Origin of the sequence: Caballeronia sp. GAFFF1 (assembly GCF_023630705.1) — a bacterium.
GTDB lineage: Bacteria > Pseudomonadota > Gammaproteobacteria > Burkholderiales > Burkholderiaceae > Caballeronia.
Map to the genome: position 1 here is coordinate 150468 of NZ_JALQEM010000002.1, position 26328 is coordinate 176795.

Genomic DNA, 26328 nt, shown 5'->3' on the forward strand with positions numbered 1-26328 from the left:
CAACGGTCTTTCGCGTCTCGGAGCTAGGTCTACAGTGGGTGGCGGGAAAGACAGACATCGAGACAATCGAATCAACTATAGGCAACCTTGAAAGTTCGCGTATCAATGGCGAAATGAGCTATTACTACGACAAAGGCGATTTCGGAGCAAACTTCGACTTGCTTGAGAAAAACGAGGAGCGGCGGATTGGCGTAGGACGGTCGTTCGGGATGCGAAGTAATGTCTTTAAGTCGGCCCTCATCCCTCGAGAAACGTTGGAGCAACGGCTCGGCCTCCGTCGAGACGCGCCGGGTGAATTAATGGACGGCGTTCGCCGCGAACACTTGACGTATATGGCGAAGCCCATCCTGGAAATGCAAACACCGGACGAAATCATCTTCAACTTGCGCTTGCCTATGCCGCCCGATTCGCCATTTGATGTCCGCGTGCGGCTCGTGTATAGAACCATCTCCGACCGGCCGAGCGAGTCAGACTTCGAGGCTGCCGAAAACCTCCGTTCGCTGATTATCGAGCGCTGGTATCTCACGCCTGCTGAACTGCAAGAGCGCGAAGACGCAAAGCGCAGGAAATACGGCCAAATGGATCTGCGAACGGGCAAGTTATGTCCCGAAACAGGTTGGTGGGAAGGATGGACCACGCACAACGTCGTCGACAAACAAGTTATACGAATGGGCGATACTTTTCCGCAAGCTCGAATACCGCCGGGCAGCGCACTCAATGGCGCGTGGTTCGCGGACGCACATTGGATGTGGCATTGTCCTTACGAAGTAACGGGCTGAGCGGTCGGGCGGCGCTACATTGCCTCACTAGGTTGCGGACCAACGCCGGCGTCGGCTGGGCGTCGGTTCGCAGGTTTGGCAGTAATGCGTGTTTTCCTTCGATGAGGACTCGGGAGGAGGTGAATGCTCCGACTTCTCCATCGTCCGTTCACTGCCTCCCCAACCGCGCATTATCCGGCATCGGCAAATTGAAATTCGTCCGAAACGGATTGATATCCAGCCCGCCGCGCCGCGTATACCGCGCATACACCGCGAGCCGTTCCGGTTTGCATTCCCGCATGATGTCCATGAAGATGCGCTCGACGCATTGCTCGTGAAACCCGGTATGTTCGCGATACGACACGATATACCGCAGCAAACCCGCGTGATCGATCTGTCCGCCGTAATAGCGGATCTGCACGCTGCCCCAATCCGGCTGTCCGGTGACAGGACAATTCGACTTCAGCAGATTGGAAAACAGCGTCTCGTCGACAGGCGCTTCGTCGTGCGATGCCGACAGCAGCGACGGGTCCGGCGCATAAATCTCGCAATCGAGGTCCAGCCGGTCCAGCGACAAGCCGTCGAATTCTTCCATTGTGAGCTTGCCGAAATCGGCGGGCGGCACGAGCTGCACCGATACCGTCGCGCCGCACGTCGCCGTCACATCGCGCTTGATGGCGGCGCGCACGTCGTCGATCGAATCGAACTGCGTCTGCGCGAACGATCCGAGATACAGCTTGAACGACTTCGATTCGACGATGTTCGGCGACTCCGCCGGCACGAAGAACGTCGCGACTGCGATCTGCGGCTTGCCGCGCCTGTTCAGCCACGAAAGCTCGTACGCATTCCAGACGTCGGTGCCGAAGAACGGCAGGCGCGCAGGCACGCCGATTTCGTCGCGGGCGCGCTTGCGGTCGATCGGAAAGAGCAGCGCGGGATCGTACTGTTCGGTGTAGTTGACGGCTTTGCCGAGCGGAGATTGGTCGGGTGTCATGATGCGTTCGCTATGCCGCTGAGAACGTGCCCCGTCGCTGTCACGACGCGGGCCGACTCGCAGTGGCGGATTTGGTCGTCGAAGAAGAAGTCGGGTTCGAATTCGCGCAGGAATTCGCCCTTGTCGAGGCCGCCCAGGAACATCGCTTCGTCGATTTCGATGTTCCACGCCATCAGCGTCCGGATCGCGCGTTCGTGCGCGGGAGCGGAGCGCGCCGTGACGAGCGCAGTGCGTATGTGCATCGGCGACTGGCTTTCGTTGTCGTCGGCAATGCGTTGCAGCTTGTTCAACGCCGCCAGAAGCGGCTTGAGCGGTCCGCCGGGAAGCGGCGAATCCTTCTTCTCTGTCTCGTGGCCGACGAACGCGCCCAAACCCTCGGTCTGAAACACGCGTTCGGCTTCATCGGAGAACAGAACGGCGTCGCCGTCGAACGCGATGCGGATTTCATCAGCATACCGGCTCGCGGCGCGCGGCGTTTCGGGCAGCACGCGGGCGGCGGGAAAGCCCGCGGCCAGCGCAGCGCGCACGTCGTCCGGATTCGCCGACAGAAATAGCGACGCGCGCAGCGGTTTCAAGTACGCGAACGGCGAGCGGCCGCGCGTGAACACGCCGCGCTCGATCGCGAGTCCGTGCTCGCGGCACGAATGGAACGCGCGCAGGCCGCTGATCGGATCGCTGCGCGACAGAATCACGACTTCGACGCGCTGCTCGTGCGCGTTCAACGCCAGCAGCTTGCGAATCAGTCCGAACGCGACGCCGGGCTTCGCGGGCGTGTCGAGCCGCGAGCGTTGCAGCGCCTCGTAGCGAGCGAGATCGCCGGTCTCGTAGACGCGGTTTTCCTCTTCGAAATCGAAAAGCGCGCGCGACGAAATCGCGACCACGAGCTTGTCTTCGAGCGTGAAGGCCATCGGCTGCTCGGCCTTACGCGAGGAACAGCTTGTAGACCGGGTTCGCTTGCTCGTCCCACCACGGATAGCCGAGCGTCGCGAGGAAACGCTCGAATTCGGCGTTATCCGACTGCGGCACCTGAATGCCGACCAGAATCGAGCTGTAATCCGCGCCCTGATTCCGATAGTGAAAGAGGCTGATGTTCCAGTTCGGCGCCATCGACGACAGGAACTTCATCAGCGCGCCCGGCCGCTCGGGAAATTCGAAGCGCAACAGGCGCTCGTCCTGCGCGAGCGGCGAATGGCCGCCCACCATGTAGCGAATGTGCTGCTTGGAAAGCTCGTCGTGCGACAGATCGACGGTCGCAAAGCCGTGCTCGATGAACGACGACATCATTTGCGCCGTCTCCTTGCGCGACTTGATCTGCACGCCGACGAAGATATGCGCGGCGCGCGCATCCGCGATGCGGTAGTTGAATTCAGTGACGCTGCGGGTGCCGACGAGTTCGCAGAAGCGCCGGAAGCTGCCGCGCTCTTCGGGAATCGTCACCGCGAACACCGCCTCGCGCGCCTCGCCCACTTCGGCGCGTTCCGCGACGAAGCGCATGCGGTCGAAGTTCATGTTCGCGCCGGAAGTCACGGCGATGAGCGTCTTGCCTTCGATGCCTTCGCGTTCCGCATACAGCTTCGCGCCCGCGACGGCGAGCGAGCCCGCCGGTTCGAGCACGCTGCGCGTGTCCTGAAACACGTCCTTGATGGCGGCGCAGAGCGCGTCGGTATCGACGGTGAGCACTTCGTCGAGCAGTTCGCGGCACAGCCGGAAGGTTTCCTCGCCGACGAGCTTCACCGCCGTGCCGTCCGAAAACAGGCCGACTTCGCCGAGCGTCACGCGTTCGCCCGCCGTAATCGACCGCGCCATCGCGCACGAATCCTCGGTCTGCACGCCGATCACCTTGATCTCCGGACGCACCGCTTTCACGTACGCGGCGACGCCCGCCGCCAGTCCGCCGCCGCCTATCGGCACGAAGATCGCGTGAATCGGGCCCTGATGCTGGCGCAGAATCTCCATCGCAACCGTGCCTTGCCCGGCGATGACGTCCGGATCGTCGAACGGATGCACGAAGGTGAGGCCGCGCTCTTCCTGAAGTTCGACGGCGCGCGCGTAGGCGTCGCTGTACGATTCGCCCGCCAGCACGACTTCGACGGTCGGCCCGCCGTGCGTGCGGATGGCGTCGATCTTGACTTGCGGCGTGGTGGTCGGCACCGCGATCACCGCGCGGCAGCCGAGCCGCGCCGCCGAGAGCGCCACGCCCTGCGCGTGATTGCCCGCCGATGCCGTGATAACGCCGCGCGAGAGCACATCCGCCGGCAAGTTGGCCATCTTGTTGTACGCGCCGCGAATCTTGAACGAGAAGACCGGCTGATTGTCTTCGCGCTTCAGATACACGGAGTTGCGCAGGCGCGCCGACAGATTGCGCGCCGGTTCCAGCTCGCTTTCGCGTGCGACGTCGTAGACGCGCGCCGTCAGCACTTTCTTCAGGTAATCGGGATGGTTCATGCGGAGGACTCGTCACGCAGGCCGGCTGCGCTTTTTCAGGGCGAAAAGATCAATGATAGCCGCAAAGGATCGGGTTTCCGGCTCTCCGCGGCTTTGACCGACCGGCCGGACGCCTAAAGGCGCGCAAAAACGCCAAACCGCGGCGAAAATGGGCGCGCAAAAGCCCCTTCGTCGTGCTAGCGGCCGCCAACGGCGAATTTCGCGATGGGTTAGAATTTCTTTTTGCAAATCAGCAATCAGGACCGGCAGATGCACTTGCAGCTTCGGATCGAATTTCTGGCGCATGTTCCCCGCGCGCATTACGCGGCGGCCGAGCGGCATGCGCGCCATGCGCGATCGTGGCGTTGATCTCGGGCACATCGAAGGCGGCGCCGTGAGGCGCGCGGCATCCGCGCAAGCCGGCGCTTTCGGGCGAATCGCCCGCCTTCGCAAACAAAAGTCTCATTCGAAAATCTGCGCCCCACGCGCACCGTCGGCGTCTCTCGCTTTCCGAGGCGCACACGCCGAACCACCGAACCGTCGAACATGAACGCACCTCAAGCCTTCGATCCGAACGGCGCCCATGCCGCCTTGGCGCTCGATATCGAGCCCCGTCTGCGCGAAATTCCCTATAACTACACGTCGTTTTCGGACCGCGAGATCGTCATGCGGCTCCTGGGCGACGAAGCCTGGGCCGCGCTCGACGAACTGCGCGCCGAGCGCCGCACCGGCCGCTCCGCGCGCATGCTGTACGAAGTGCTGGGCGACATCTGGGCCGTGCGCCGCAATCCGTATCTGCAAGATGACCTGCTCGACAACCCGAAGCGTCGCGCGATGCTGGTCGAGGCGCTGAACCATCGCCTGACCGAAATCGAGAAGCGCCGCAGCGCGGACTTATCCGAGCACAGCGAAGAAGCGGGCAGCCGCGAGCGCGCTGAACGCGTGCAACTGCTCATCGCTGCCGCGCGCCGCGCCGTGGACGACTTCGCCTCCGAATTCGGCCGCATGGCCGATCTGCGCCGCCGCGCGTCGCGCGTGCTCGGCAAACAGACGCAAAAGGACAACATCCGCTTCGACGGCCTCGCGCGTGTTTCGCACGTCACGGACGCGACCGACTGGCGCGTCGAGTATCCGTTCGTCGTGCTGACGCCGGATACGGAAGCCGAGATCGCGGGTCTCATCAAGGCGTGCTTCGAACTGGGCCTGACCGTGATTCCGCGCGGCGGCGGCACCGGCTACACCGGCGGCGCCATTCCGCTCACGCCGTTCTCGGCGGTCATCAACACGGAAAAGCTGGAACAGCTCGGGCCGGTCGAGATGACGGACCTGCCGGGCGTCGATCACAAGGTCGCAACGATTTTCTCCGGCGCGGGCGTCGTCACGCGCCGCGTTACGGAAGCGGCCGAGCAGGCGGGCTTCGTGTTCGCGGTCGATCCGACTTCGCTCGATGCATCGTGCGTCGGCGGCAATGTCGCGATGAACGCGGGCGGCAAGAAAGCGGTGCTGTGGGGCACGGCGCTGGACAATCTCGCCTGGTGGCGCATGGTCGATCCCGAAGGCAACTGGCTCGAAGTCACGCGTCTGGACCACAACTGCGGGAAGATTCACGACGTCGAAGTGGCGCGCTTCCGGCTCGACTGGTTCGACGGAAACCGCGCGCCCGGCGAGAAGCTGATCCGCAGCGAAAACCTCGACATTGCCGGCCGCACGTTCCGTAAGGAAGGGCTCGGCAAGGACGTGACCGACAAGTTCCTGTCCGGCCTGCCGGGCGTGCAGAAGGAAGGCTGCGACGGCCTCATCACGTCCGCGCGCTGGATTCTGCACAAGATGCCGGCGCATACGCGCACGGTCTGCCTCGAATTCTTCGGGCAGGCGCGCGACGCCATTCCGAGCATCGTCGAGATCAAGGACTACCTGTTTGAAACGTCAAAGCAGGGCGGCGCGATTCTCGCGGGCCTCGAACACCTCGACGAGCGTTATCTGCGCGCGGTCGGCTATGCGACCAAGAGCAAGCGCAACGCGTTTCCGAAGATGGTGCTGATCGGCGATATCGTCGGCAATGACGCCGATGCTGTCGCGCAGGCCACCTCCGAAGTCGTGCGCATGGCGAACGGCAAGAGCGGCGAAGGCTTCGTCGCGGTGAACGCGGAGGCGCGCAAGCGTTTCTGGCTCGACCGCTCGCGCACGGCCGCGATCGCCAAGCACACGAACGCGTTCAAGATCAACGAAGACGTCGTGATTCCGCTCAACCGCATGGGCGAGTACACGGACGGCATCGAGCGCATCAACATCGAGCTGTCGATCAAGAACAAGCTGCAATTGCTGGATGCGCTCGAAGCGTTCTTCCGCAATGGCAAGCTGCCGCTCGGCAAGAGCGACGACGCGAATGAAATACCGAGCGCCGAGCTGCTCGAAGACCGCGTGCAGCAGGCGCTCGATCTGCTCAAGCGCGTGCGCGAGCGGTGGACATTCGTCGGCGAGAAGCTGGATTTGCCGCTGCGCGAGGCGCAGCACTATCTGGTGACGCTCGGCTACGAAGCGCTCGCCGAGAAGTTCGCGGATCGCGTGGACGTGCAGCCCGACGCCACGGTGTTCCATCTCGCGCAGGATCGCACGCTGCGCATTTCGTGGAAGCAGGAGATTCGCGCGGAGTTGCGCCAGATTTTCAACGGCGGCGAATTCAAGCCGATCCTCGACGAAGCTCAGGCCATCCACAAGCACGTGCTGCGCGGGCGTGTGTTCGTCGCGCTGCACATGCATGCGGGCGACGGCAACGTCCACACGAACATTCCGGTCAACTCCGACAATTACGAGATGCTGCAGGACGCGCATCACGCGGTGGCGCGCATCATGAAGCTCGCGCGTTCGCTGGATGGCGTGATCTCCGGCGAGCACGGCATCGGCATCACGAAGCTCGAATTCCTGACGGACGAGGAAATCGGCGATTTCCGCGCGTACAAGAAGCGCGTGGACCCGCAAGGGCGCTTCAACGCGGGCAAGCTGCTGGAAGGCGCGGACTTGCGCAATGCGTACACGCCGTCGTTCGGGCTCATGGGCTATGAATCGCTCATCATGCAGCAGTCGGATATCGGCGCCATTTCCGATTCCATCAAGGACTGCCTGCGCTGCGGCAAGTGCAAGCCGGTCTGCGCCACGCACGTGCCGCGCGCGAACCTGCTGTACAGCCCGCGCAACAAGATTCTCGCGACTTCGCTGCTTGTCGAAGCGTTTCTGTACGAAGAGCAGACGCGTCGCGGCGTGTCCATCAAGCATTGGGACGAGTTCAACGACGTCGCGGATCACTGCACCGTCTGCCACAAGTGCGCGACGCCGTGCCCGGTGAAGATCGACTTCGGCGACGTGTCGATGAACATGCGCAATCTGCTGCGCAAGATGGGCAAGAAGAAGTTCAACGCGGGCAACGCGGCGGGCATGTTCTTCCTCAACGCGACCAATCCGCAGACCATCAACGTCGCGCGCACCGCGATGATGGGCGTCGGCTACAAGGCGCAGCGTCTCGGCACCGAAGTGCTCAAGAAGATCGTCAAGAAGCAGACCGCGCATCCGCCGGCCACGACCGGCAAGCCGCCTGTCGTGCAGCAGGTGATCCACTTCGTCAACAAGAAGATGCCGGGCAATCTGCCGAAGAAGACGGCGCGCGCGCTGCTCGATATCGAGGACAACAAGATTGTCCCGATCATCCGCAATCCGAAAACGACGACTGTCGATTCGGAGGCCGTGTTCTATTTCCCCGGCTGCGGCTCGGAGCGCCTGTTCTCGCAGGTCGGCCTCGCCACGCAGGCCATGTTGTGGGAAGCGGGCGTCCAGACCGTGCTGCCGCCGGGCTATCTGTGCTGCGGCTATCCGCAGCGCGGCGCGGGCCAGTTCGACAAGGCGGAGAAGATCGTCACGGACAACCGCGTGCTGTTTCATCGCGTGGCGAATACGCTGAACTATCTCGATATCAAGACCGTCGTGGTGTCGTGCGGCACGTGCTACGACCAGCTCGCGGGCTATGAATTCGAGAAGATCTTTCCCGGCTGCCGGATCATCGACATTCACGAATTCCTGCTGGAGAAAAACATTCGGCTGGAGGGCGTGAAGGGCACGCGCTACATGTATCACGATCCTTGCCACTCGCCGATCAAGACGGTCGATCCGGTGAAGCTCGTCAACGATCTGATGGGCTCGCAGAACGACGGCTACAAGATTCAGAAGAACGATCGCTGCTGCGGCGAGTCGGGCACGTTCGCGGTCACGCGCCCGGACATCGCGACGCAGGTGCGCTTTCGCAAGGAAGAGGAAGTGCGCAAGGGCGCGGCGAATTTGCGCGGCATTCCGCTGACGTCGGTTGCCGGTTCGAACGCGATCAATCCGATGAACGCGTCGGCAGGCACGGCGGGCGCCGCGCCCGGCTCCGTGCTCTCGGCGGGCGACGGCGCGCAAACCGAGGGCACGGACGTGAAGATCCTCACGAGCTGCCCGTCGTGCCTGCAAGGGCTCTCGCGCTACAACGAGGACGCCAACGTCGAGGCGGACTATATCGTCGTCGAAATGGCGCGCAAGGTGCTCGGCGAAAACTGGATGGAGCAGTACGTCGAACGCGCGAACAATGGCGGTATCGAGCGCGTGCTGGTGTAATAGCGAAATCGAGGTTTGATTCGCTAGAGGTTTGAGATGGACTGTGTGTTTTGCCGCGAAGACGGCGGCGAAGTGCTGTGGTCGGACGACGCGTTGCGCGTCGTCCTCGCCGACGAGCCTGACTGGCCCGGCTTTTGTCGCGTGATCTGGGGCGCGCATGTCGCCGAAATGTCGGACTTGGCCGACGCCGACCGCGCGCGCGTGATGACCGCCGTGAACGGCGTCGAACGCGCGATGCGTCGCGTGCTCGTGCCCGAGAAAATCAATCTGGCGAGCCTCGGCAATCAGGTGCCGCATTTGCATTGGCACGTCATCCCGCGTTTTTCCAACGATTCCCGTTTTCCGTTGCCCGTCTGGGCGCCGCGCCAGCGCACGGTGTCCGAGGCGCAGCTCGCCAAGCGCCGCGCACAGGCGACGCTTCTGCGCGAAGCCATTCGCCGCGAGCTGAATCAGGCGTTCGGCCAACACTAACTTAAGAGATAAGGCTCACCATGAGCGGACTGACATCGACGACGCCGATTCCCACCGGCGTCGTTCTGCATTCGAAATCCCGCGTGCTGGAGTTGCAATACGGCGAGAAGGAGTCGTATCGCGTGCCGTTCGAACTGTTGCGCGTCTATTCGCCGTCCGCCGAAGTACAAGGCCACGGGCCGGGGCAGGAAACCCTGCAGACCGGCAAGCGCGAAGTCGCCATTACGGGCATCGAGCCGGTCGGACATTACGCGCTCCAGTTGAATTTTTCGGACGGGCACAATACCGGCATCTATTCGTGGGACATCCTTTACGATCTCGCGACGCGTCAGGACGAACACTGGCGCGACTATCTGACGAAGCTGCAGGCCGCCGGCATCGACCGCGATGCGCCGATGGCCGCAAAGCCCGCGGGCGGGCACTGTCACTGAACGAAATATGCGCGGCATAACGCCGCGGGCCGGCGCGACGATTGCGCAGGCAGATACGAACAACATGCGAGGAAAGAGCGCAATGAGCAAGACCCACTTCGGATACGAAACGGTCGACGAGCAGGAGAAGGCGAGCAAGGTGGCGGGCGTGTTCCACTCCGTCGCGAGCAATTACGACCTGATGAACGACCTGATGTCCGGCGGGCTGCATCGCATCTGGAAACATTTCACGATCGGGCAGGCGAAGGTGCGCGCGGGTTACAAGGTGCTGGACATCGCCGGCGGCACCGGCGATCTCGCCATGGCGTTCGCCAGGCAGGCCGGCACGACGGGCGAAGTCTGGCACACGGACATCAACGAATCGATGCTGCGCGTGGGCCGCGACCGTCTGCTGGACAAGGGCGTCATCACGCCGACGCTGCTGTGCGACGCAGAGAAGATTCCGTTTCCCGATAACTACTTCGACGTGGTGACGGTGGCCTTCGGCTTGCGCAACATGACGCACAAGGAGCGCGCGCTGGCCGAAATGTACCGCGTGCTCAAGCCGGGCGGCCGTCTGCTCGTGCTGGAATTCTCGAAAGTGTGGGAACCGCTTAAGAAGCCGTACGACATCTACAGCTTCAAGATTCTGCCCTGGCTCGGCGAAAAGGTGGCAAAGGACGCGGAGAGCTATCGCTATCTGGCCGAGTCCATCCGGATGCACCCGGACCAGGAAACGTTAAAGACGATGATGGAACAAGCAGGACTGGATCGAGTCGAATATTACAATTTGTCAGGTGGCGTGGTAGCGTTACACGTCGGGACAAAATTTTGATGTTCCACTCTCTTAAGGATTCGATATGTCCGATTCGCGCACACCCCAATCCCGGGGTTTTCTGAGCTCCATGTTCAGAAAGGCCGGTATCTTGGCGCTCGCTGGCGTTATCACGGCTGGCGCAATCTTCGCGGACGACGCCGAGGCGCGCCGCATGGGCGGCGGCCGCAGCATGGGCCGCCAGTCGGCCACGGCCACGCAGCAGCATCAGGCGACGCCGCCGTCGCAGTCCATGCAGCCGAGCCAGTCCATGCAGCCTCAGCGCGCGCAGCCCGCGCCCGCCGCACCGCCCGCCGCTCAACCGGCGCGTAACCGCTGGCTCGGGCCGATCGCCGGCCTTGCCGCTGGTCTGGGCATCGCGGCGCTGCTGTCGCACTTCGGGCTCGGCGGCGCGTTCGCCGGCGCGATGGCCAACATGATCATGATCGCGTTGATCGTGCTCGCGGCCGTCATGCTGTTCCGCTTCTTCATGCGCAAGCGGCAGGGCGGTGCCACGCCGGCGTATGCAGGCGCGGGCGCGTCGCCTTACGGCGCGTCGGCGCGCAGCGGCCTGAATCAGGAACCGCCGCGCGCGTCGCAGCCTGCGGGCTTCGGCGCGGACTATATCGATTCGCCCGCGACGCAAGCCGCGCCGGTCAACGTTCCGGCGGGCTTCGACACCGAAGCGTTCGTGCGTAACGCGAAGGTGTACTTCGTGCGCCTTCAGGACGCGTGGGACCGCGGCAACGTCAACGACATTCGCGAATTCACCACGCCGGAAATGTTCGCTGAAGTGAAGCTCGACATCGACGCGCGCGGCGGCGCGCCGAATCGCACAGACGTGGTTCAGCTCAACGCCGACGTGCTCGGCGTGGAAGATCGCGGTTCCGAGTATCTCGCGAGCGTGCGCTTCCACGGCCTGATCCGCGAATCGGAAGGGGCGGCGGCCGAGCCGTTCGTGGAAATCTGGAACCTGTCGAAGCAGAAGTCCGGCAACGAAGGCTGGCTGTTGGCCGGCATTCAGCAGGTCAGTTGAGCGTGCCCCCGCACGCCGGCGCGGCGGCATGGCGCCGCACGTCGGCAGCGGGGCGCGCGTCGAGAAGCGGCTTCGCGTTCGCGGAGTTTGCCTAGACCGTAGAATAGAACCCGCGCGAGCGACCGCTTGCGCGGGTTTTTTCATCTCAGAGCCGATGACGAACGCACACGAACCTTCCCGCTCAGTTGTAGATCCTGCCGTCAAGACCGCGTCCGGTGCGTTCGCGGCTGTCGTGAATCATCTTCTCGCCCGCGAGCCGTGGGCGCGCGAGCGCCTTCAGCCGTACGCCGGCAAGTCTGTCCGGCTCTCGTGCGCGCCGTTCGTGATCGCGCTCGTCGCGCAGGCGGACGGCCTTTTCGCCGCGACGAACGAGGCGCAAGCCGGCCATTTCGACGTCAGCATCGCCGTTCCGTTCGATGCGCTTCCCGCGTTCCTGCAAGGCGGTCAGGCGGCGGTGATGAAGCACGTGCGCATTGAAGGCGATGCCGAGTTCGCGCAGACGCTCGCCAAGCTCGCCGAGCATCTGCGCTGGGATCCGGAGGAAGACTTGTCGCGCGTGATCGGCGATGCGCCTGCGCATCGCATCGGCATGATCGCGCGGACGATGCAGGCGCAGGCTCAGCGCACAAGCCGCAATCTTCTCGACTCCGTGGCCGAGTATTTGCTGGACGAGCGCCCGCAACTCGTGCGCAAGAGCGCGCTCGACGCGTTCAACGCCGAGTTGTCGCAGGCGCGCGATGCGCTCGCGCGCGTCGAAAAGCGCATCGAGCGGATTGAACAACGAGAGTCGGCCCGCGGCGCTTCAGCGCGGACCGGCGGCGAGTCCGAGCGCGACTCGCGCAAATAACGAGCTGAAGCGAACTCCGACCATGCGTTTTCTGCGTTTCCTCAAGATTTTCTTCACGATTGTCCGCTTCGGCCTGGACGAACTGGTCATGAGCGGCATCAACGACCGCCGCGTGCGCTACCTCATGCGCGTGACGACGTTCGGCCGCCGCTTCGACGTCGAGCGCGGCATCCGGCTGCGCCTCGCGCTGGAAAGCCTCGGACCGATCTTCGTCAAATTCGGTCAGGTGTTGTCGACGCGGCGCGATCTGTTGCCGGTCGATATCGCCAACGAACTGGCCAAGTTGCAGGATCGCGTCCCGCCGTTTGATTCGAACGTCGCCGTTTCGATCATTGAGAAAGCGCTCGGCGCGCCGATCGACGCACTCTTCGACGACTTCGAGCGCGTGCCGGTGGCGAGCGCGTCGATCGCGCAGGTGCATTTCGCGAAGATCCGGCATGGCGAGCACGCGGGCAAACCCGTCGCCGTGAAGGTGCTGCGGCCCGGCATGTTGCCCGTGATCGATTCGGACCTTGCGCTCCTGCGCGATATCGCCATCTGGGCCGAGCGTCTCTGGCCGGACGGCAGGCGGCTGAAGCCGCGTGAAGTCGTCGCTGAATTCGACAAATATCTGCACGACGAACTCGACCTCATGCGCGAGGCCGCCAACGGCAGCCAGTTGCGCCGCAATTTCCTGGGCCTCGATCTGCTGCTCGTGCCGGAGATGTACTGGGATTTGTCCGCGCCCACGGTGCTCGTGATGGAGCGCATGGTCGGCGTGCCGATCTCGCAGGTCGAAACGCTGCGCGCGGCCGGCGTCGATATTCCGAAGCTCGCGCGCGAAGGCGTCGAAATTTTCTTCACGCAGGTGTTTCGCGACGGCTTCTTTCACGCGGACATGCACCCCGGCAACATTCAGGTGAGCCTCGATCCGGCGACGTTCGGCCGCTATATCGCGCTCGACTTCGGGATCGTCGGGGCGCTCTCGGACTTCGATAAGAACTATCTTGCGCAGAACTTCCTCGCGTTCTTCAAGCGCGACTACCACCGTGTGGCGACGCTGCATCTCGAATCCGGCTGGGTGCCGCCGAGCACGCGCGTCGAGGAACTGGAGAGCGCGATTCGCGCCGTCTGCGAGCCGTATTTCGACCGCGCGCTCAAGGACATTTCGCTCGGACAGGTGCTGATGCGGCTCTTTTCCACTTCGCGCCGCTTCAACGTCGAGATTCAGCCGCAACTCGTGCTGCTGCAAAAGACGATGCTGAACGTGGAAGGGCTGGGCCGCTCGCTCGATCCGGAACTCGACTTGTGGAAGACCGCGAAGCCCTACCTCGAACGCTGGATGAACGAGCAGATCGGCTGGCGCGGCTGGTACGAGCGGCTGCAAATGGAAGCGCCGCAGTGGAGCAAGACGATTCCGCAACTGCCGCGGCTGATTCATCACTTGCTCGCGGAGCGCCACGACGCGCCGCGCGGCAACAACGACGAAACCATGCGCCAACTGCTCGCGGAGCAAAAGCGCACGAACCGGCTGCTGACGACGCTGCTCGTCGTCGGGCTCGGCGTCATTGCCGGCGCGGGCGTCGTCATTGCGCAATTCTGGATGGGCCACCCCTGATCACGGCGAGCCGGCGCAGAGCCGGCGCATCTTGCAGCCGGCGTGAGGAGATTCGATGAGCAATTCCGGCAGTGCCGACGTTCCGTCCTTCGAGAACCGCGACCCGAATTCGCCCGGTTTCTGGGACGAACGGTTCAACCGACGCTTCATGCCGTGGGATCAGGCCGGCGTGCCCGATGCGTTTCGCGCGTTCGTGTCCGCGTTGGCCGCGCCCGAAGCCACGCGCGTGCTGATTCCCGGCTGCGGCAACGCGTACGAGGCCGCGTATCTGGCCGAGCGAGGCATGACTGTCCGCGCCATTGATTTTTCGCCGAGCGCGGTCGCAGCGGCGCGCGCTCAGTTGGGCGCGCACGCGGGCGTCGTCGAGGAGGCCGACTTCTTCACCTATCAGCCGCCGTTCGCGGCCGGCTGGATCTACGAGCGCGCCTTTCTGTGCGCGCTGCCGAAAGACCGCTGGACCGATTACGCAAAGCGCATGGCGGCGCTCGCGCGCCCCGGCGCCCTGCTCGCGGGCTTCTTTTTCATCGGCGCGACGCCGAAAGGACCGCCGTTCGGCATCGAGCGCAATGAACTCGACGCGCTTCTCGCTCCCCACTTCGAATTGATCGACGATCACGAAGTCAGCGGCTCGATACCGGTGTTTGCCGGCCGTGAACGCTGGCTGACATGGCGGCGCGCTTGAATAATTCGTCTTCGCCCCCATCTGGCGAAGAAGCCGCACGGCGCGGCGCCGGCCGAAAATGGCGGGCCGAAGCGGGTTTGCGGCTATAATTCAAGGCTTTGCAAGCGTCGACAGATCATTGTAGGAAGAGTGCCATGCCGATTTACGCATACCGCTGCGCATCCTGCGGCCACGAAAAAGACGTGCTTCAGAAGTTGAGCGACGCACCGCTCACGCAATGTCCCGCCTGCGGAAAGGACGCGTTCTCCAAGCAAGTGACCGCAGCAGGGTTCCAGTTGAAGGGCTCCGGCTGGTATGTCACCGATTTCCGCGGCGGCAGTAACGGTGCTGCGGCGCCGAAGTCGGGCGACAATGCGGGCAATTCGAATTCCGGCGATAGCGCGAAAGCGGGCAGTGCGTCATCGTCCGATGCATCGCCGCCAGCGAGCGCAGCGCCCGCCGCCGGCGCCTCGACGCCCGCGACACCGGCGACGCCCGCGGCGTCTTCTGGCGCAGCCTAAAAGCGCACACGTCACGCACGGCGCGAGTTTCGCGCCGGCTGCGCAATCCGTCCCGTACCGCCTGTCAGAGCGCGCGCCCTGAGCGCGCGCGGATCGCGGCCAACCCGACGCCCGTCACCCTAGCGACAACAACGTGACCACGAAAAAGACTACGCTGAAAACCGTGTTCCTCACCGGCCTCCTGGTGCTGGTGCCGCTCGCCATCACGCTGTGGGTGCTCGGCCTCGTGATCGGAACCATGGATCAGACGCTGCTCCTTTTGCCGTCCGCGTGGCAGCCGGAGCGTGTGTTCGGATTCCATCTGCCGGGACTGGGCGCGCTGCTCACGCTCGCATTCATCTTCGTCGTCGGCCTCTTTACGCAGAACTTCGTCGGGCAGAAACTCGTCGGCTGGTGGGACGCGATTCTTCGCCACATTCCGGTCGTCGGCCCGCTCTACACGAGCGTGAAACAGGTTTCGGACACGCTGCTCTCGTCGAGCGGCAATGCATTTCGCAAGGCGCTGCTGGTCGAATATCCGCGCAAGGGCTCGTACACCATCGGGTTCTTGACCGGCATTCCCGGCGGCGACGTGTTGAATCATCTGAAGGAAGATCACGTCAGCGTCTACGTGCCGACCACGCCGAACCCCACGTCCGGCTTCTTCCTGATGATGCCGAAAAGCGAGGTCGTCGAACTGGATATGACGGTCGACGCCGCACTGAAGTACATCGTCTCGATGGGCGTGGTCGCCCCCGCGCCGAGCGCGCCGCTGTCGGTCGCGCCCGCCCGCCGCCCCACCGAGCCGCCGATGTAATGCCGGCGCGCGTGCCGCGAATCGAGCCGACGAAGAGCGCGATCCGCACGCGAGCCGTTCATCAACGAACAACGAAAGACACAACATCATGTCGATGCGATCTGAATACTGCGGTCTGGTGACCGAAGCCCTGCTGGGCCAAACCGTCTCGCTGTGCGGCTGGGTGCACCGCCGCCGCGACCACGGGGGCGTTATCTTCATCGACTTGCGCGATCGCGAAGGGCTCGTCCAGGTCGTCTGCGATCCGGATCGCGCCGAGATGTTCAAGGTGGCCGAAGGCGTGCGCAACGAGTTCTGCGTGCAGGTGAAGGGCGTCGTGCGCAACCGTCCGGAAGGCACGGTCAACGCCAATCTCACGAGCGGCAAAATCGAAGTGCTGTGTCATGAACTCAACGTGCTGAACGCGTCGGTGACGCCGCCGTTCCAGCTCGACGACGACAACCTGTCGGAGACCACGCGCCTCACGCATCGCGTGCTGGACCTGCGCCGTCCGCAGATGCAGAAGAACCTGCGCCTGCGCTATCGCGTGGCGATCGAAGTGCGCAAGTATCTGGACGCGCAAGGCTTCATCGACATCGAAACGCCGATGCTGACCAAGAGCACGCCGGAAGGCGCTCGCGACTATTTGGTTCCGTCGCGCGTGAACGCGGGACAGTTTTTCGCGCTGCCGCAATCGCCGCAATTGTTCAAGCAATTGCTGATGGTCGCGAACTTCGACCGTTACTACCAGATCACCAAGTGCTTCCGCGACGAAGACTTGCGTGCGGACCGGCAGCCGGAATTCACGCAGATCGACTGCGAAACGTCGTTCCTGAACGAGCAGGAAATTCGCGATCTGTTCGAGAACATGATCCGCCACGTCTTCAAGGAGACGATGGACGTCGCGCTGCCGGAGAAATTCCCGGTCATGCTGTACTCGGAAGCGATGCGCCGTTTCGGCTCGGACAAGCCCGACCTGCGCGTGAAGCTGGAATTCGCCGATCTGACCGACGCGGTGAGGGACGTCGACTTCAAGGTGTTCAGCATGCCGGCCAATTCGAAGGACGGCCGCGTGGCCGCGTTGCGCGTGCCGAAGGGCGGCGAGCTGTCGCGCGGCGATATCGACGGTTACACGGAATTCGTGCGCATTTACGGCGCGAAGGGCCTGGCGTGGATCAAGGTCAACGACAAGACCCGGGGCCGCGACGGTCTGCAAAGCCCGATCGTCAAGAATCTGCATGACGCGGCGCTCGCCGCCATCATGGAACGCACGGGCGCGGAAGACGGCGACATCATCTTCTTCGCGGCGGATCGCACGAAGGTCGTGAACGACAGCCTGGGCGCGCTGCGCCTGAAAATCGGCCATTCGGAATTCGGCAAGGCGAACGGCCTGCTCGAATCCGGCTGGAAGCCGCTGTGGGTGATCGACTTCCCGATGTTCGAGTACGACGAGGAAGAGAACCGCTACGTGGCGGCGCACCATCCGTTCACGAGCCCGAAGGACGAGCACCTCGAATACCTCGAAACCGATCCGGGCCGCTGCCTCGCGAAGGCGTACGACATGGTGCTGAACGGCTGGGAAATCGGCGGCGGTTCGGTGCGTATCTTCCAGGAAGACGTGCAAAGCAAGGTGTTCCGCGCGCTGAAGATCAGCGCGGAAGAAGCGCGCCTGAAGTTCGGCTTCCTGCTCGACGCGCTGCAATACGGCGCGCCGCCGCACGGCGGTATCGCGTTTGGTCTGGACCGCATCGTGACGCTGATGTCCGGCGCCGATTCGATCCGCGACGTGATCGCTTTCCCGAAGACGCAGCGCGCGCAGGACCTGCTCACGCAAGCGCCGAGCGAAGTCGACGAGCGCCAGTTGCGCGAGTTGCACATCCGTCTGCGGCAACCCGAACAAAAGACGCAATAAGCGTTGTTAATGTTGTGACGAAAAAGGCGCCGAGTGCGCCTTTTTCGTTTTTTGCGCTACAGTCTTTGCCGGATACGAGACAACGCGCACGTTCACATGGTCATGCAGAAGCCACCGAAAATCCCCGAATCCGTGCTGGTCGTGATTCATACGCCCGACCTCGACGTGCTCATCATCGAGCGGGCGGATCACCCCGGTTTCTGGCAATCGGTGACGGGCTCGAAAGACCGCATCGACGAGCCGCTCGAAGAAACCGCCGCGCGCGAAGTGCAGGAGGAAACGGGCATTATCGTCGGCAGTCCGCTGGTGCCGCAGAATGCGCTGCTGAACTGGCATCACAGCATTCAGTACGACATCTATCCGCAATGGCGGCACCGTTACGCCGAAGGCATCACGCGCAATACCGAACATCAGTTCAGTCTCTGCGTGCCGCATTGTCTGGAAGTGACGCTTGCGCCGCGCGAACACACGTCGCATCTGTGGCTGCCCTTGCGCGAAGCCGCCGACCGCTGCTTCTCGTGGTCCAACCGCGAAGCCATTCTTCAATTGCCCGAGCGCCTCGCGGCGCATAGCCGATGATCGGTGTGCGGCCGCGGCGCAGCTTCAAGCGACTGCGCCAGGCGCTTTTCTCCGGGCGACGTCCGCCGCGTTTCTGCTTCACCGCGGGCAACCAGGTCCGCATCTTCAAGAGCGGCGCGCAGTTCTTTCCCGCGCTGATCGAGCGGATCGACGGCGCGCAGAACACGGTCTCGCTCGAAACCTACATCTTCGCGAACGATGACGCCGGCCGCGCCGTCTCCGACGCGCTCTTGCGGGCCGCCGCGCGCGGCGTCACGGTGCGCGTGATCACGGACGGCGTCGGCACCGACGGCAAGCTGCCGATGTTCGAGCAGTGGAAAGCGGGCGGCGTCGAGCATCGAATCTACAATCCGCATTTGCTGTTCGGGCCGCTCGGATTTTCGCGGACGCACCGCAAGCTCGCGCTCATCGACAACACGTACGCGTTCTGCGGCGGCATCAATATCGTCGACGATTACGACCAGAACGGCACGCGCTTGCCGGAGCCGCGCTGGGACTTCGCGATGGAAGCGCAAGGGCCGGTGGTCACGGACGTGCGCAATGCGTTCGACCTTCAATGGGAGCGCATCCGCCTCGGCGTCAAGCCGCGCGAGCCGCGTTCGTCGTCCTGCGAGCCTCCGCCGGACCCTAACCGCCGGAGTTCCCGACGCGCGATGCGCGCCCGGCGCCGCGCGCAGCTCGGCGAAATCCATGCGGTCGACCAACCGTGCGTCGCTTTCGTGGCGCGCGACAATCTGCTGAACCGCCGGGCCATCGAAAAGGCATATTTGCGCGCCATCGCCCATGCGGAGCGCGAAGTCCTGCTCGCCAATCCGTACTTCATGCCGGGCCGCAAGCTGCGGCGCGCGCTCGTGCTCGCGGCGCGGCGCGGGGTGCGCGTGTCGCTCGTGATCGGGCGCAAGGAGTTCGTCGCGCTCGACTACGCCACGCCATTCCTCTACGGCAATCTGCTGAAGAATGGCGTGCGCATCGCGGAATACGAAAAGACGATCCTGCACGGCAAGGTCGCGGTCGTGGACGCGGACTGGGCGACCATCGGCTCGTCCAATCTCGACGCGCTCTCGCTCGTGCTGAACAACGAAGCCAACATGGTGCTCGTGAACCACGCGGAGATTGCCGGGTTGCATGACGCCATCCTGCAGGCGTTCGACGAAGGCGGTCGAATCGACGAAAAACATTACGCGTCGCGGCCGTTAAGCGAGCGAATTCTGAGTTGGCTCGCGTACAACACCTACCGGATGACGATGAAACTCATCACCATCGGGCAGTACGATTGACGGCCCGAATACTGCTGATCCGACGATGTAGCTGCCAGACGGCAATATGCTCCCAGCAAATGGGAAGTCGGGCAGTCACTTAGAGGCAGTCCGCACACAAAAAAGGACAATAGGGCGGGCAAAAATAGGACTTATCCTATTGATTGCTGCGGCAGTTAGAAACCGCTTTCTAAAATTTTGCTTGTTTCAGCCGCGAGCGGCCACAATAATAGAACGGCCGTTCGTTTTCAATGGGGTCACGAGAGGACGGTGGGATCATGCGAAAAGGCGAACAGACGCGGGCCGCGATTCTCGACGCAGCGTTGGATCTGGCGAGCAGGGACGGACTGGAAGGACTCACGATCGGTCTTCTGGCCGAGCGGATGCAGATGAGCAAGAGCGGAGTGTTCGCGCACTTCGGATCGCGCGAAGATCTGCAGGTGGAAGTGGTGCGCGAGTACCACCGCCGGTTCGAAGACGAAGTGTTTTTCCCGAGCTTGCGCGAGCCGCGCGGCTTGCCGCGACTGCGCGCGATGATGAGCCGCTGGATGGAAAAGCGCATCGAGGAAGTCACCACCGGCTGCATCTATATCAGCGGCGCGGTGGAATACGACGATCGCGCGGCGAGCGCGGTGCGCGAGCAGCTCGTCCACAGTGTGACGACGTGGCGCGAGGCGCTGTTGCGGGCCATTCGCCAATCGAAGGAAGAAGGGCATCTGAAGCCGGAGACGGACCCGAAGCTGATGCTCTTCGAGTTGTACAGCTTCACGCTCGGCCTGCATCACGACGCGCGTTTCCTGCATTTGCCGGAAGCGGTGCAACTGACGCGGGACGCGCTGGAAAAGACGATCGTTTCATATCAGACGTCGCATACGTCTGCCGATGGCGGCGGCCGCGAAACCAGCGAGCCGGCCGCCCACGCAGCCACGAGTGCGGCGACGAATCTAACTTCGCATCAAACGGACAGCCGTTAGCGGCGCCGATCGAATCGTCCCAAGGGTTCGGCGGCGCACGACGCAAGCTTCTAGAAACTGGAGAGACTCATGGGACAGTACGCCGCCCCCTTACGCGACATGCAGTTCGTGCTGCACGAATTGCTGAACGTGGAAGCCGAACTGAAGCGCATGCCGAAGCATGCCGACCTGGATGCGGACACCATCAACCAGGTGCTCGAAGAAGCCGGCAAGTTCTGCTCCGAAGTCGTGTTTCCGCTGAACCAGAGCGGCGACCGCGAAGGTTGCACCTACGAGGGCGACGGCGTCGTGAAGACGCCGTCGGGGTTCAAAGAGGCGTATCGCCGGTACGTCGAAGCGGGCTGGCCCGCGCTCGGCTGCGACCCCGAATATGGCGGCCAGGGGCTGCCCGCGTTCGTCAATAACGCGCTCTACGAAATGCTCAACTCGGCGAATCAGGCGTGGACCATGTATCCGGGCCTCTCGCACGGCGCCTACGAATGCCTGCACGCGCACGGCACGCCGGAGCAGAAAGCAACGTATCTCTCGAAACTCGTCTCCGGCGAGTGGACCGGCACGATGTGCCTGACCGAACCGCATTGCGGCACCGACCTCGGCATCCTGCGCACGAAAGCCGAACCGAATTCCGACGGTTCCTACGCGCTGACCGGCACGAAGATCTTCATTTCGAGCGGCGAACACGACATGGCCGAGAACATCGTCCATCTGGTGCTCGCGCGGCTGCCCGGCGCGCCGGCCGGCACGAAGGGCATTTCCCTGTTTATCGTGCCGAAGTTCATTCCGGACGCGAGCGGCGCGCCGGGCGAACGCAACGGCATCAAGTGCGGCTCCATCGAGCACAAGATGGGCATTCACGGCAATGCCACTTGCGTGATGAATCTGGACGGCGCGAAGGGCTGGCTCGTCGGCGAAGCGAACAAGGGCTTGAACGCCATGTTCGTGATGATGAACGCGGCGCGTCTCGGCGTCGGCATGCAGGGCTTGGGCCTGACGGAAGTCGCGTATCAGAACTCGCTCGTCTATGCGAAAGAGCGTCTGCAAATGCGCTCGCTCACCGGCTCGAAAGCGCCCGAGAAGCCCGCTGATCCGATCATCGTGCATCCGGATGTGCGCCGCATGCTGCTCACGCAGAAGGCTTACGCCGAAGCGGGCCGCGCGTTCACGTACTGGGCCGCGCTCAACATCGACAAGGAACTCTCGCACGAAGACGAAGCCGCGCGCCGCGAAGCCGCCGATTTCGTCGCGCTGCTCACGCCGGTCATCAAGGCGTTTCTGACCGACAACGCGTTCGAAGGCACGAACCTCGGCATGCAGATCTACGGCGGCCACGGCTTCATCTCCGAGTGGGGCATGGAGCAGTACGTGCGCGACGCGCGCATCAACATGATCTACGAAGGCACGAACTCCATTCAGGCGCTCGACCTGCTCGGCCGCAAGATTCTCGGCGACATGGGCGCGAAGCTGAAGCGTTTCGGCAAGCTCGTGACGGATTTCGTCGAAGAAGAAGGCGTGAAGCCGGAGATGCAGGAGTTCATCAACCCGCTCGCGGATATCGGCGAGAAGGTGCAGAAGCTCACGATGGAAATCGGCATGAAGGCGATGCAGAACCCGGACGAAGTGGGCGCCGCAGCCGTGCCGTACCTGCGCACGGTGGGCCATCTGGTGTTCTCGTACTTCTGGGCGCGCATGGCGCGCGTCGCGCTCGACAACGCCGCATCAGGCGATGCGTTCTACAAGGCGAAGCTCGCCACCGCGCGCTTCTACTTCGCGAAGCTCCTGCCCGAAACGGCTTCGACCATCCGCGCCGCGCGCGCGGGCGCGAAGCCGATGATGGACTACGACGAAGCCTTGTTCTGACCAGGCGCGCAACGCGACGGTTCGGCTCTTCGAACCGCGACTTCCCAATCAAACAGCTCGCGGCGCAATCGACTTCGACTGCGCCGCGGGCAGAAAAGCAAACCCCATACGGAGGCTTTCCCGTGAGCACCCTGAACATCCGCAAAGTCGCTGTGCTCGGCGCAGGCGTGATGGGCGCGCAGATCGCCGCGCATCTCATCAACGCGCGCGTGCCCGTGCTGCTCTTCGATCTTCCCGCGAAGGAAGGCCCGAAGAACGGCATTGCGCTCAAGGCCATCGAGAATCTGAAGAAGCTCTCGCCCGCGCCGCTCGGCATGAAGGACGACGCGCAGTACATCGAGCCCGCGAACTACGAAGACGACATCGCGCGCCTTGCAGAGTGCGATCTCGTGATCGAAGCGATCGCCGAGCGCATGGACTGGAAGCACGACCTGTACAAGAAGGTCTCGCCGCACATCGCCCCGCACGCCATCTTCGCGAGCAATACGTCGGGCTTGTCGATCACCGAGCTGTCGCACGGTTTCTCCGATGAACTCAAGGCGCGTTTCTGCGGCGTGCACTTCTTCAATCCGCCGCGTTACATGCATCTGGTCGAACTCATTCCGACCGAATCGACCAAGCCCGAGATTCTCGACCAGCTCGAAACTTTCCTGACGAGCGCCATCGGCAAAGGCGTCGTGCGCGCGAAGGACACGCCGAACTTCATCGCGAATCGCGTGGGCGTGTTCTCGATTCTCGCGGTGATCGCCGAGAGCCAGAAGTTCGGCCTGCGTTTCGACGAAGTGGACGACCTGACCGGCGCGCGCCTCGGCCGCGCGAAGTCCGCGACGTTCCGCACGGCGGATGTCGTCGGTCTCGACACGATGGCGCACGTCATCAAGACGATGCAGGACAACTTGCCGGACGACCCGTTCTTCTCCGTCTACGCAACGCCGCCCGTGCTCGCCGAACTGGTGAAGAACGGCGCGCTCGGGCAGAAGACGGGCGCGGGCTTCTATCGCAAGGAAGGAAAGGCGATCAAGGTGCTCGACCCGCAGACGGCGCACTATGTCGAGGCCGGCGCGAAGGCGGACGAACTCGTCGGCCGCATTCTGAAGCGCCCGCCCGCCGAGCGCCTCAAGCTCCTGCGCGAAACCGACAACAAGCAGGCGCAGTTCCTCTGGGCCATTTTCCGCGACGTGTTCCACTACATCGCGGTGCATCTCGACTCGATCGCGGACAACGCACGCGATGTCGACCTCGCGATCCGCTGGGGCTTCGGCTGGAACCAGGGCCCGTTCGAAAGCTGGCAGGCGGCGGGCTGGCAGCAAGTCGCGCAATGGGTGCAGGAAGACATCGACGCGGGCAAGGCGCTTTCGGAAGCACCGTTGCCCGCCTGGGTGCTCGACGGCCCCGTCGCGGAGAAGGGCGGCGTGCACACGAACGAAGGCTCGTGGTCGCCGCAGGCCCGCCGTTTCGTCGCGCGTTCGACGCTGCCGGTCTACCAGAAGCAGGTGTTCCGCGCGCCGCTCGTCGGTGAAAGCGGCGCCGATCCGAAGACCTTCGGCAAGACGCTCTTCGAAACCGACAGCGTGCGCGCCTGGCTCGACCGCGACGACGGCGATGTCGTGATCGTCTCGTTTAAAACGAAGATGAACACCATCGGTCCGGGCGTGCTCGACGGCCTCACGCAAGCCATCGAACTCGCGGAGAAGGAATACCGCGGCGTGGTGATCTGGCAGCCGGCGTCGCTCACGCTGGGCGCGCCGGGCGGTCCGTTCTCGGCAGGCGCGAACCTCGAAGAGGCGATGCCCGCGTTCATGATCGGCGGCGCGAAAGGCATCGAGCCGTTCGTCAAGAAGTTCCAGGACAGCATGATGCGCGTGAAGTACGCGAACGTGCCGGTGGTGTGCGCGGTGTCGGGCATTGCGCTCGGCGGCGGCTGCGAACTGATGCTGCATTCGGCGAAACGCGTCGCGCATATCGAAAGCTATGTCGGACTCGTGGAAGTGGGCGTGGGTCTCGTGCCGGCGGGCGGCGGACTGAAGGAAGCCGCGTTGCGCGCGGCCGAAGCCGCGAGCGCCGTCAACGCGACGAGCGATCTGCTCAAGTTCCTGCAAAAGCCGTTCGAAAACGCGGCGATGGCGAAAGTCTCCGGCTCCGCGCTCGAAGCACGCGCGATGGGCTATCTGAAGCCGTCGGACACGATCGTCTTCAACGTGCACGAGCTGCTCGACATCGCGAAGAAGGAAGCGCGCGCGCTTGCGGATTCCGGCTACCGCGCGCCGCTGCGCACGAAGCAGATTCCGGTCGCGGGCCGCTCGGTGCTGTCGACGATCAAGGCGTCGCTCGTCAACATGCGCGACGGCCGCTTCATCAGCGATCACGACTTCCTGATTGCGAGCCGTATCGCGGAAGCGGTGTGCGGCGGCGACGTGGAAGGCGGCAGTCTCGTCGACGAGGAATGGCTGCTTGGGCTGGAACGCCGCGCGTTCATCGAACTGCTCGGCACGCAAAAGACGCAGGAACGGATCATGGGCATGTTGCAGACCGGCAAGCCGGTTCGCAACTGAGCGCGCGGACTATCGGAGCTGGTTATGAGCAAACAATTGCAGGAAGCATATATCGTTGCCGCGAGCCGCACGCCGATCGGCAAGGCGCCGCGCGGCGTCTTCAAGAACACGCGCCCGGATGAGCTGCTCGTCCACGCCATCAAATCTGCCGTCGCGCAGGTGCCGGGGCTGGATACCGGCGTGATCGAGGACGCGATCGTCGGCTGCGCGATTCCGGAAGCCGAGCAGGGCCTGAACGTCGCGCGCATGGGCGCGCTGCTCGCCGGGCTGCCGCAGACGGTCGGCGGCGTCACGGTGAACCGCTTCTGCGCGTCGGGCCTCACCGCGCTCGCGATGGCGGCGGACCGCATTCGCGTCGGCGAGGCCGATGCCATTCTCGCGGGCGGCTGCGAGTCGATGAGCATGGTGCCGATGATGGGCAACAAGCCGTCGCTGTCGCCGCATATCTTCGAGCGCAGCGAGGACATCGGCATTGCGTACGGCATGGGTCTGACGGCCGAGCGCGTCGCGGAACGCTGGAAGGTGAGCCGCGAGGCCCAGGACGCGTTCGCGGCGGAGTCGCATCGCAAGGCGCTGGCCGCGCAGCAGTCGGGCGAATTCGCCGATGAGATCGCAGCCTACACGCTCGACGAACGCTTCCCGGACCTCGCATCCGGCGAAGTGCGCGTGAATGCGCGCGAGATCGCGTTCGACGAAGGCCCGCGCGCGGACACGTCGCTCGAAACGCTCGCGAAACTGCGCCCGGTGTTCGCCAACAAGGGATCGGTGACGGCGGGCAACAGCTCGCAGACGTCGGACGGCGCAGGCGCGCTGATCGTGGTGTCCGAGAAGATCCTGAAGCAGTTCAATCTGACGCCGCTCGCGCGCTTCGTGAGCTTCGCGGTGCGCGGCGTGCCGCCGGAAATCATGGGCATCGGGCCGAAAGAAGCGATTCCAGCCGCGCTCAAGAATGCGGGTCTGACGCAGGACGATCTCGACTGGATTGAACTGAACGAAGCGTTCGCGGCGCAATCGCTCGCGGTGATCAACGACCTCGGTCTTGATACGTCGAAGCTGAACCCGCTCGGCGGCGCGATCGCGCTCGGGCATCCGCTCGGCGCGACCGGCGCGATCCGTTCCGCGACGGTGATCCACGGCCTGCGCCGCCGCAATCTGAAGTACGGCATGGTGACGATGTGCGTCGGCACCGGCATGGGCGCAGCGGGCATTTTCGAGCGGATGTAATCGGGCGGCCCGCGGGCGGCTTCGC

General features: G+C 63.6%; 22 protein-coding genes. 18 read left to right on the forward strand and 4 right to left on the reverse strand.

The annotated features are described in order from the left end of the window. Nucleotides 1–113: 113 nt before the first annotated feature. Nucleotides 114–779 carry a hypothetical protein gene (locus NCR37_RS01575; RefSeq protein WP_250471204.1) on the forward strand — a complete coding sequence of 222 codons (666 nt, stop codon included), beginning with the start codon at nucleotides 114–116 and terminating at the stop codon, nucleotides 777–779. Between the two features lie 148 nt (nucleotides 780–927). Here the strand turns inward: NCR37_RS01575 and queF are convergent, their stop codons facing one another. Genes queF through NCR37_RS01595 form a run of 4 tightly spaced genes read right to left on the reverse strand, consistent with a single transcriptional unit; the run spans nucleotide 928 to nucleotide 4527 of the window. Beyond that, on the reverse strand, nucleotides 928–1752 hold the full coding sequence (queF, locus tag NCR37_RS01580; protein ID WP_250471205.1) for an NADPH-dependent 7-cyano-7-deazaguanine reductase QueF: 825 nt from the start codon (nucleotides 1750–1752) through the stop codon (nucleotides 928–930). Further along, nucleotides 1749–2660 carry a 5'-nucleotidase gene (locus tag NCR37_RS01585; RefSeq protein ID WP_250471206.1) on the reverse strand — a complete coding sequence of 304 codons (912 nt, stop codon included), beginning with the start codon at nucleotides 2658–2660 and terminating at the stop codon, nucleotides 1749–1751. The genes queF and NCR37_RS01585 overlap by 4 nt, the downstream gene beginning before the upstream one ends. Nucleotides 2661–2673: 13 nt before the next feature. Then, a complete protein-coding gene (ilvA, locus tag NCR37_RS01590; protein WP_250471207.1) occupies nucleotides 2674–4197 on the reverse strand; it encodes a threonine ammonia-lyase, biosynthetic in 1524 nt (507 codons plus the stop codon). Between the two features lie 12 nt (nucleotides 4198–4209). After that, nucleotides 4210–4527 (reverse strand): hypothetical protein, encoded by a 318-nt coding sequence (locus NCR37_RS01595; protein ID WP_250471208.1) that lies wholly within the window; start codon nucleotides 4525–4527, stop codon nucleotides 4210–4212. A 195-nt stretch (nucleotides 4528–4722) separates the two neighbouring features. Here NCR37_RS01595 and NCR37_RS01600 point away from each other — a divergent pair, with 195 nt between their 5' ends. From NCR37_RS01600 to NCR37_RS01680, 17 genes are all read left to right on the forward strand, one after another. Continuing rightward, nucleotides 4723–8817 (forward strand): DUF3683 domain-containing protein, encoded by a 4095-nt coding sequence (locus NCR37_RS01600; protein WP_250471209.1) that lies wholly within the window; start codon nucleotides 4723–4725, stop codon nucleotides 8815–8817. A gap of 36 nt (nucleotides 8818–8853) precedes the next feature. Next, complete coding sequence (locus NCR37_RS01605; RefSeq protein WP_250471210.1) at nucleotides 8854–9288, forward strand: HIT family protein; 435 nt, start codon at nucleotides 8854–8856, stop codon at nucleotides 9286–9288. Nucleotides 9289–9308: 20 nt separating this feature from the next. Further along, nucleotides 9309–9719, forward strand: a complete 411-nt coding sequence (locus tag NCR37_RS01610; protein ID WP_250471211.1) for a gamma-butyrobetaine hydroxylase family protein — start codon at nucleotides 9309–9311, stop codon at nucleotides 9717–9719. A gap of 82 nt (nucleotides 9720–9801) precedes the next feature. Next, nucleotides 9802–10533, forward strand: a complete 732-nt coding sequence (gene ubiE, locus NCR37_RS01615; RefSeq protein ID WP_250471212.1) for a bifunctional demethylmenaquinone methyltransferase/2-methoxy-6-polyprenyl-1,4-benzoquinol methylase UbiE — start codon at nucleotides 9802–9804, stop codon at nucleotides 10531–10533. 25 nt (nucleotides 10534–10558) lie between these two features. After that, nucleotides 10559–11548: a Tim44 domain-containing protein gene (locus tag NCR37_RS01620; RefSeq protein WP_250471213.1), complete on the forward strand. Its 990-nt coding sequence runs from the start codon at nucleotides 10559–10561 to the stop codon at nucleotides 11546–11548. 154 nt (nucleotides 11549–11702) lie between these two features. Beyond that, nucleotides 11703–12395 (forward strand): ubiquinone biosynthesis accessory factor UbiJ, encoded by a 693-nt coding sequence (locus NCR37_RS01625; protein WP_250471214.1) that lies wholly within the window; start codon nucleotides 11703–11705, stop codon nucleotides 12393–12395. 22 nt (nucleotides 12396–12417) lie between these two features. Next, a complete protein-coding gene (gene ubiB / locus NCR37_RS01630) occupies nucleotides 12418–13992 on the forward strand; it encodes a ubiquinone biosynthesis regulatory protein kinase UbiB (protein WP_250471215.1) in 1575 nt (524 codons plus the stop codon). Nucleotides 13993–14047: 55 nt separating this feature from the next. After that, on the forward strand, nucleotides 14048–14674 hold the full coding sequence (locus tag NCR37_RS01635; protein ID WP_250471216.1) for a methyltransferase domain-containing protein: 627 nt from the start codon (nucleotides 14048–14050) through the stop codon (nucleotides 14672–14674). Between the two features lie 134 nt (nucleotides 14675–14808). After that, nucleotides 14809–15174, forward strand: coding sequence for an FmdB family zinc ribbon protein (locus tag NCR37_RS01640; protein WP_250471217.1), 366 nt, complete (start codon nucleotides 14809–14811; stop codon nucleotides 15172–15174). Nucleotides 15175–15307: 133 nt separating this feature from the next. Continuing rightward, nucleotides 15308–15970 (forward strand): DUF502 domain-containing protein, encoded by a 663-nt coding sequence (locus NCR37_RS01645; protein ID WP_159835203.1) that lies wholly within the window; start codon nucleotides 15308–15310, stop codon nucleotides 15968–15970. An 88-nt stretch (nucleotides 15971–16058) separates the two neighbouring features. Beyond that, nucleotides 16059–17861, forward strand: a complete 1803-nt coding sequence (aspS, locus tag NCR37_RS01650; RefSeq protein WP_250471218.1) for an aspartate--tRNA ligase — start codon at nucleotides 16059–16061, stop codon at nucleotides 17859–17861. 102 nt (nucleotides 17862–17963) lie between these two features. Beyond that, nucleotides 17964–18440: a dihydroneopterin triphosphate diphosphatase gene (gene nudB, locus NCR37_RS01655; protein WP_175940585.1), complete on the forward strand. Its 477-nt coding sequence runs from the start codon at nucleotides 17964–17966 to the stop codon at nucleotides 18438–18440. Continuing rightward, nucleotides 18440–19717, forward strand: coding sequence for a phospholipase D-like domain-containing protein (locus tag NCR37_RS01660; RefSeq protein WP_502800469.1), 1278 nt, complete (start codon nucleotides 18440–18442; stop codon nucleotides 19715–19717). Before nudB ends, NCR37_RS01660 begins: the two co-directional genes overlap by 1 nt. Nucleotides 19718–19974: 257 nt before the next feature. Further along, complete coding sequence (locus NCR37_RS01665; RefSeq protein WP_250471220.1) at nucleotides 19975–20670, forward strand: TetR/AcrR family transcriptional regulator; 696 nt, start codon at nucleotides 19975–19977, stop codon at nucleotides 20668–20670. Between the two features lie 69 nt (nucleotides 20671–20739). Continuing rightward, nucleotides 20740–22527, forward strand: coding sequence for an acyl-CoA dehydrogenase C-terminal domain-containing protein (locus tag NCR37_RS01670; RefSeq protein ID WP_250471221.1), 1788 nt, complete (start codon nucleotides 20740–20742; stop codon nucleotides 22525–22527). Nucleotides 22528–22649: 122 nt separating this feature from the next. Continuing rightward, the gene (locus NCR37_RS01675) at nucleotides 22650–25079 is read left to right on the forward strand and encodes a 3-hydroxyacyl-CoA dehydrogenase/enoyl-CoA hydratase family protein (RefSeq protein ID WP_250471222.1); all 2430 of its coding nucleotides are present in this window, start codon (nucleotides 22650–22652) and stop codon (nucleotides 25077–25079) included. 24 nt (nucleotides 25080–25103) lie between these two features. After that, the gene (locus tag NCR37_RS01680) at nucleotides 25104–26303 is read left to right on the forward strand and encodes an acetyl-CoA C-acyltransferase (protein WP_250471223.1); all 1200 of its coding nucleotides are present in this window, start codon (nucleotides 25104–25106) and stop codon (nucleotides 26301–26303) included. Nucleotides 26304–26328 lie beyond the last annotated feature (25 nt).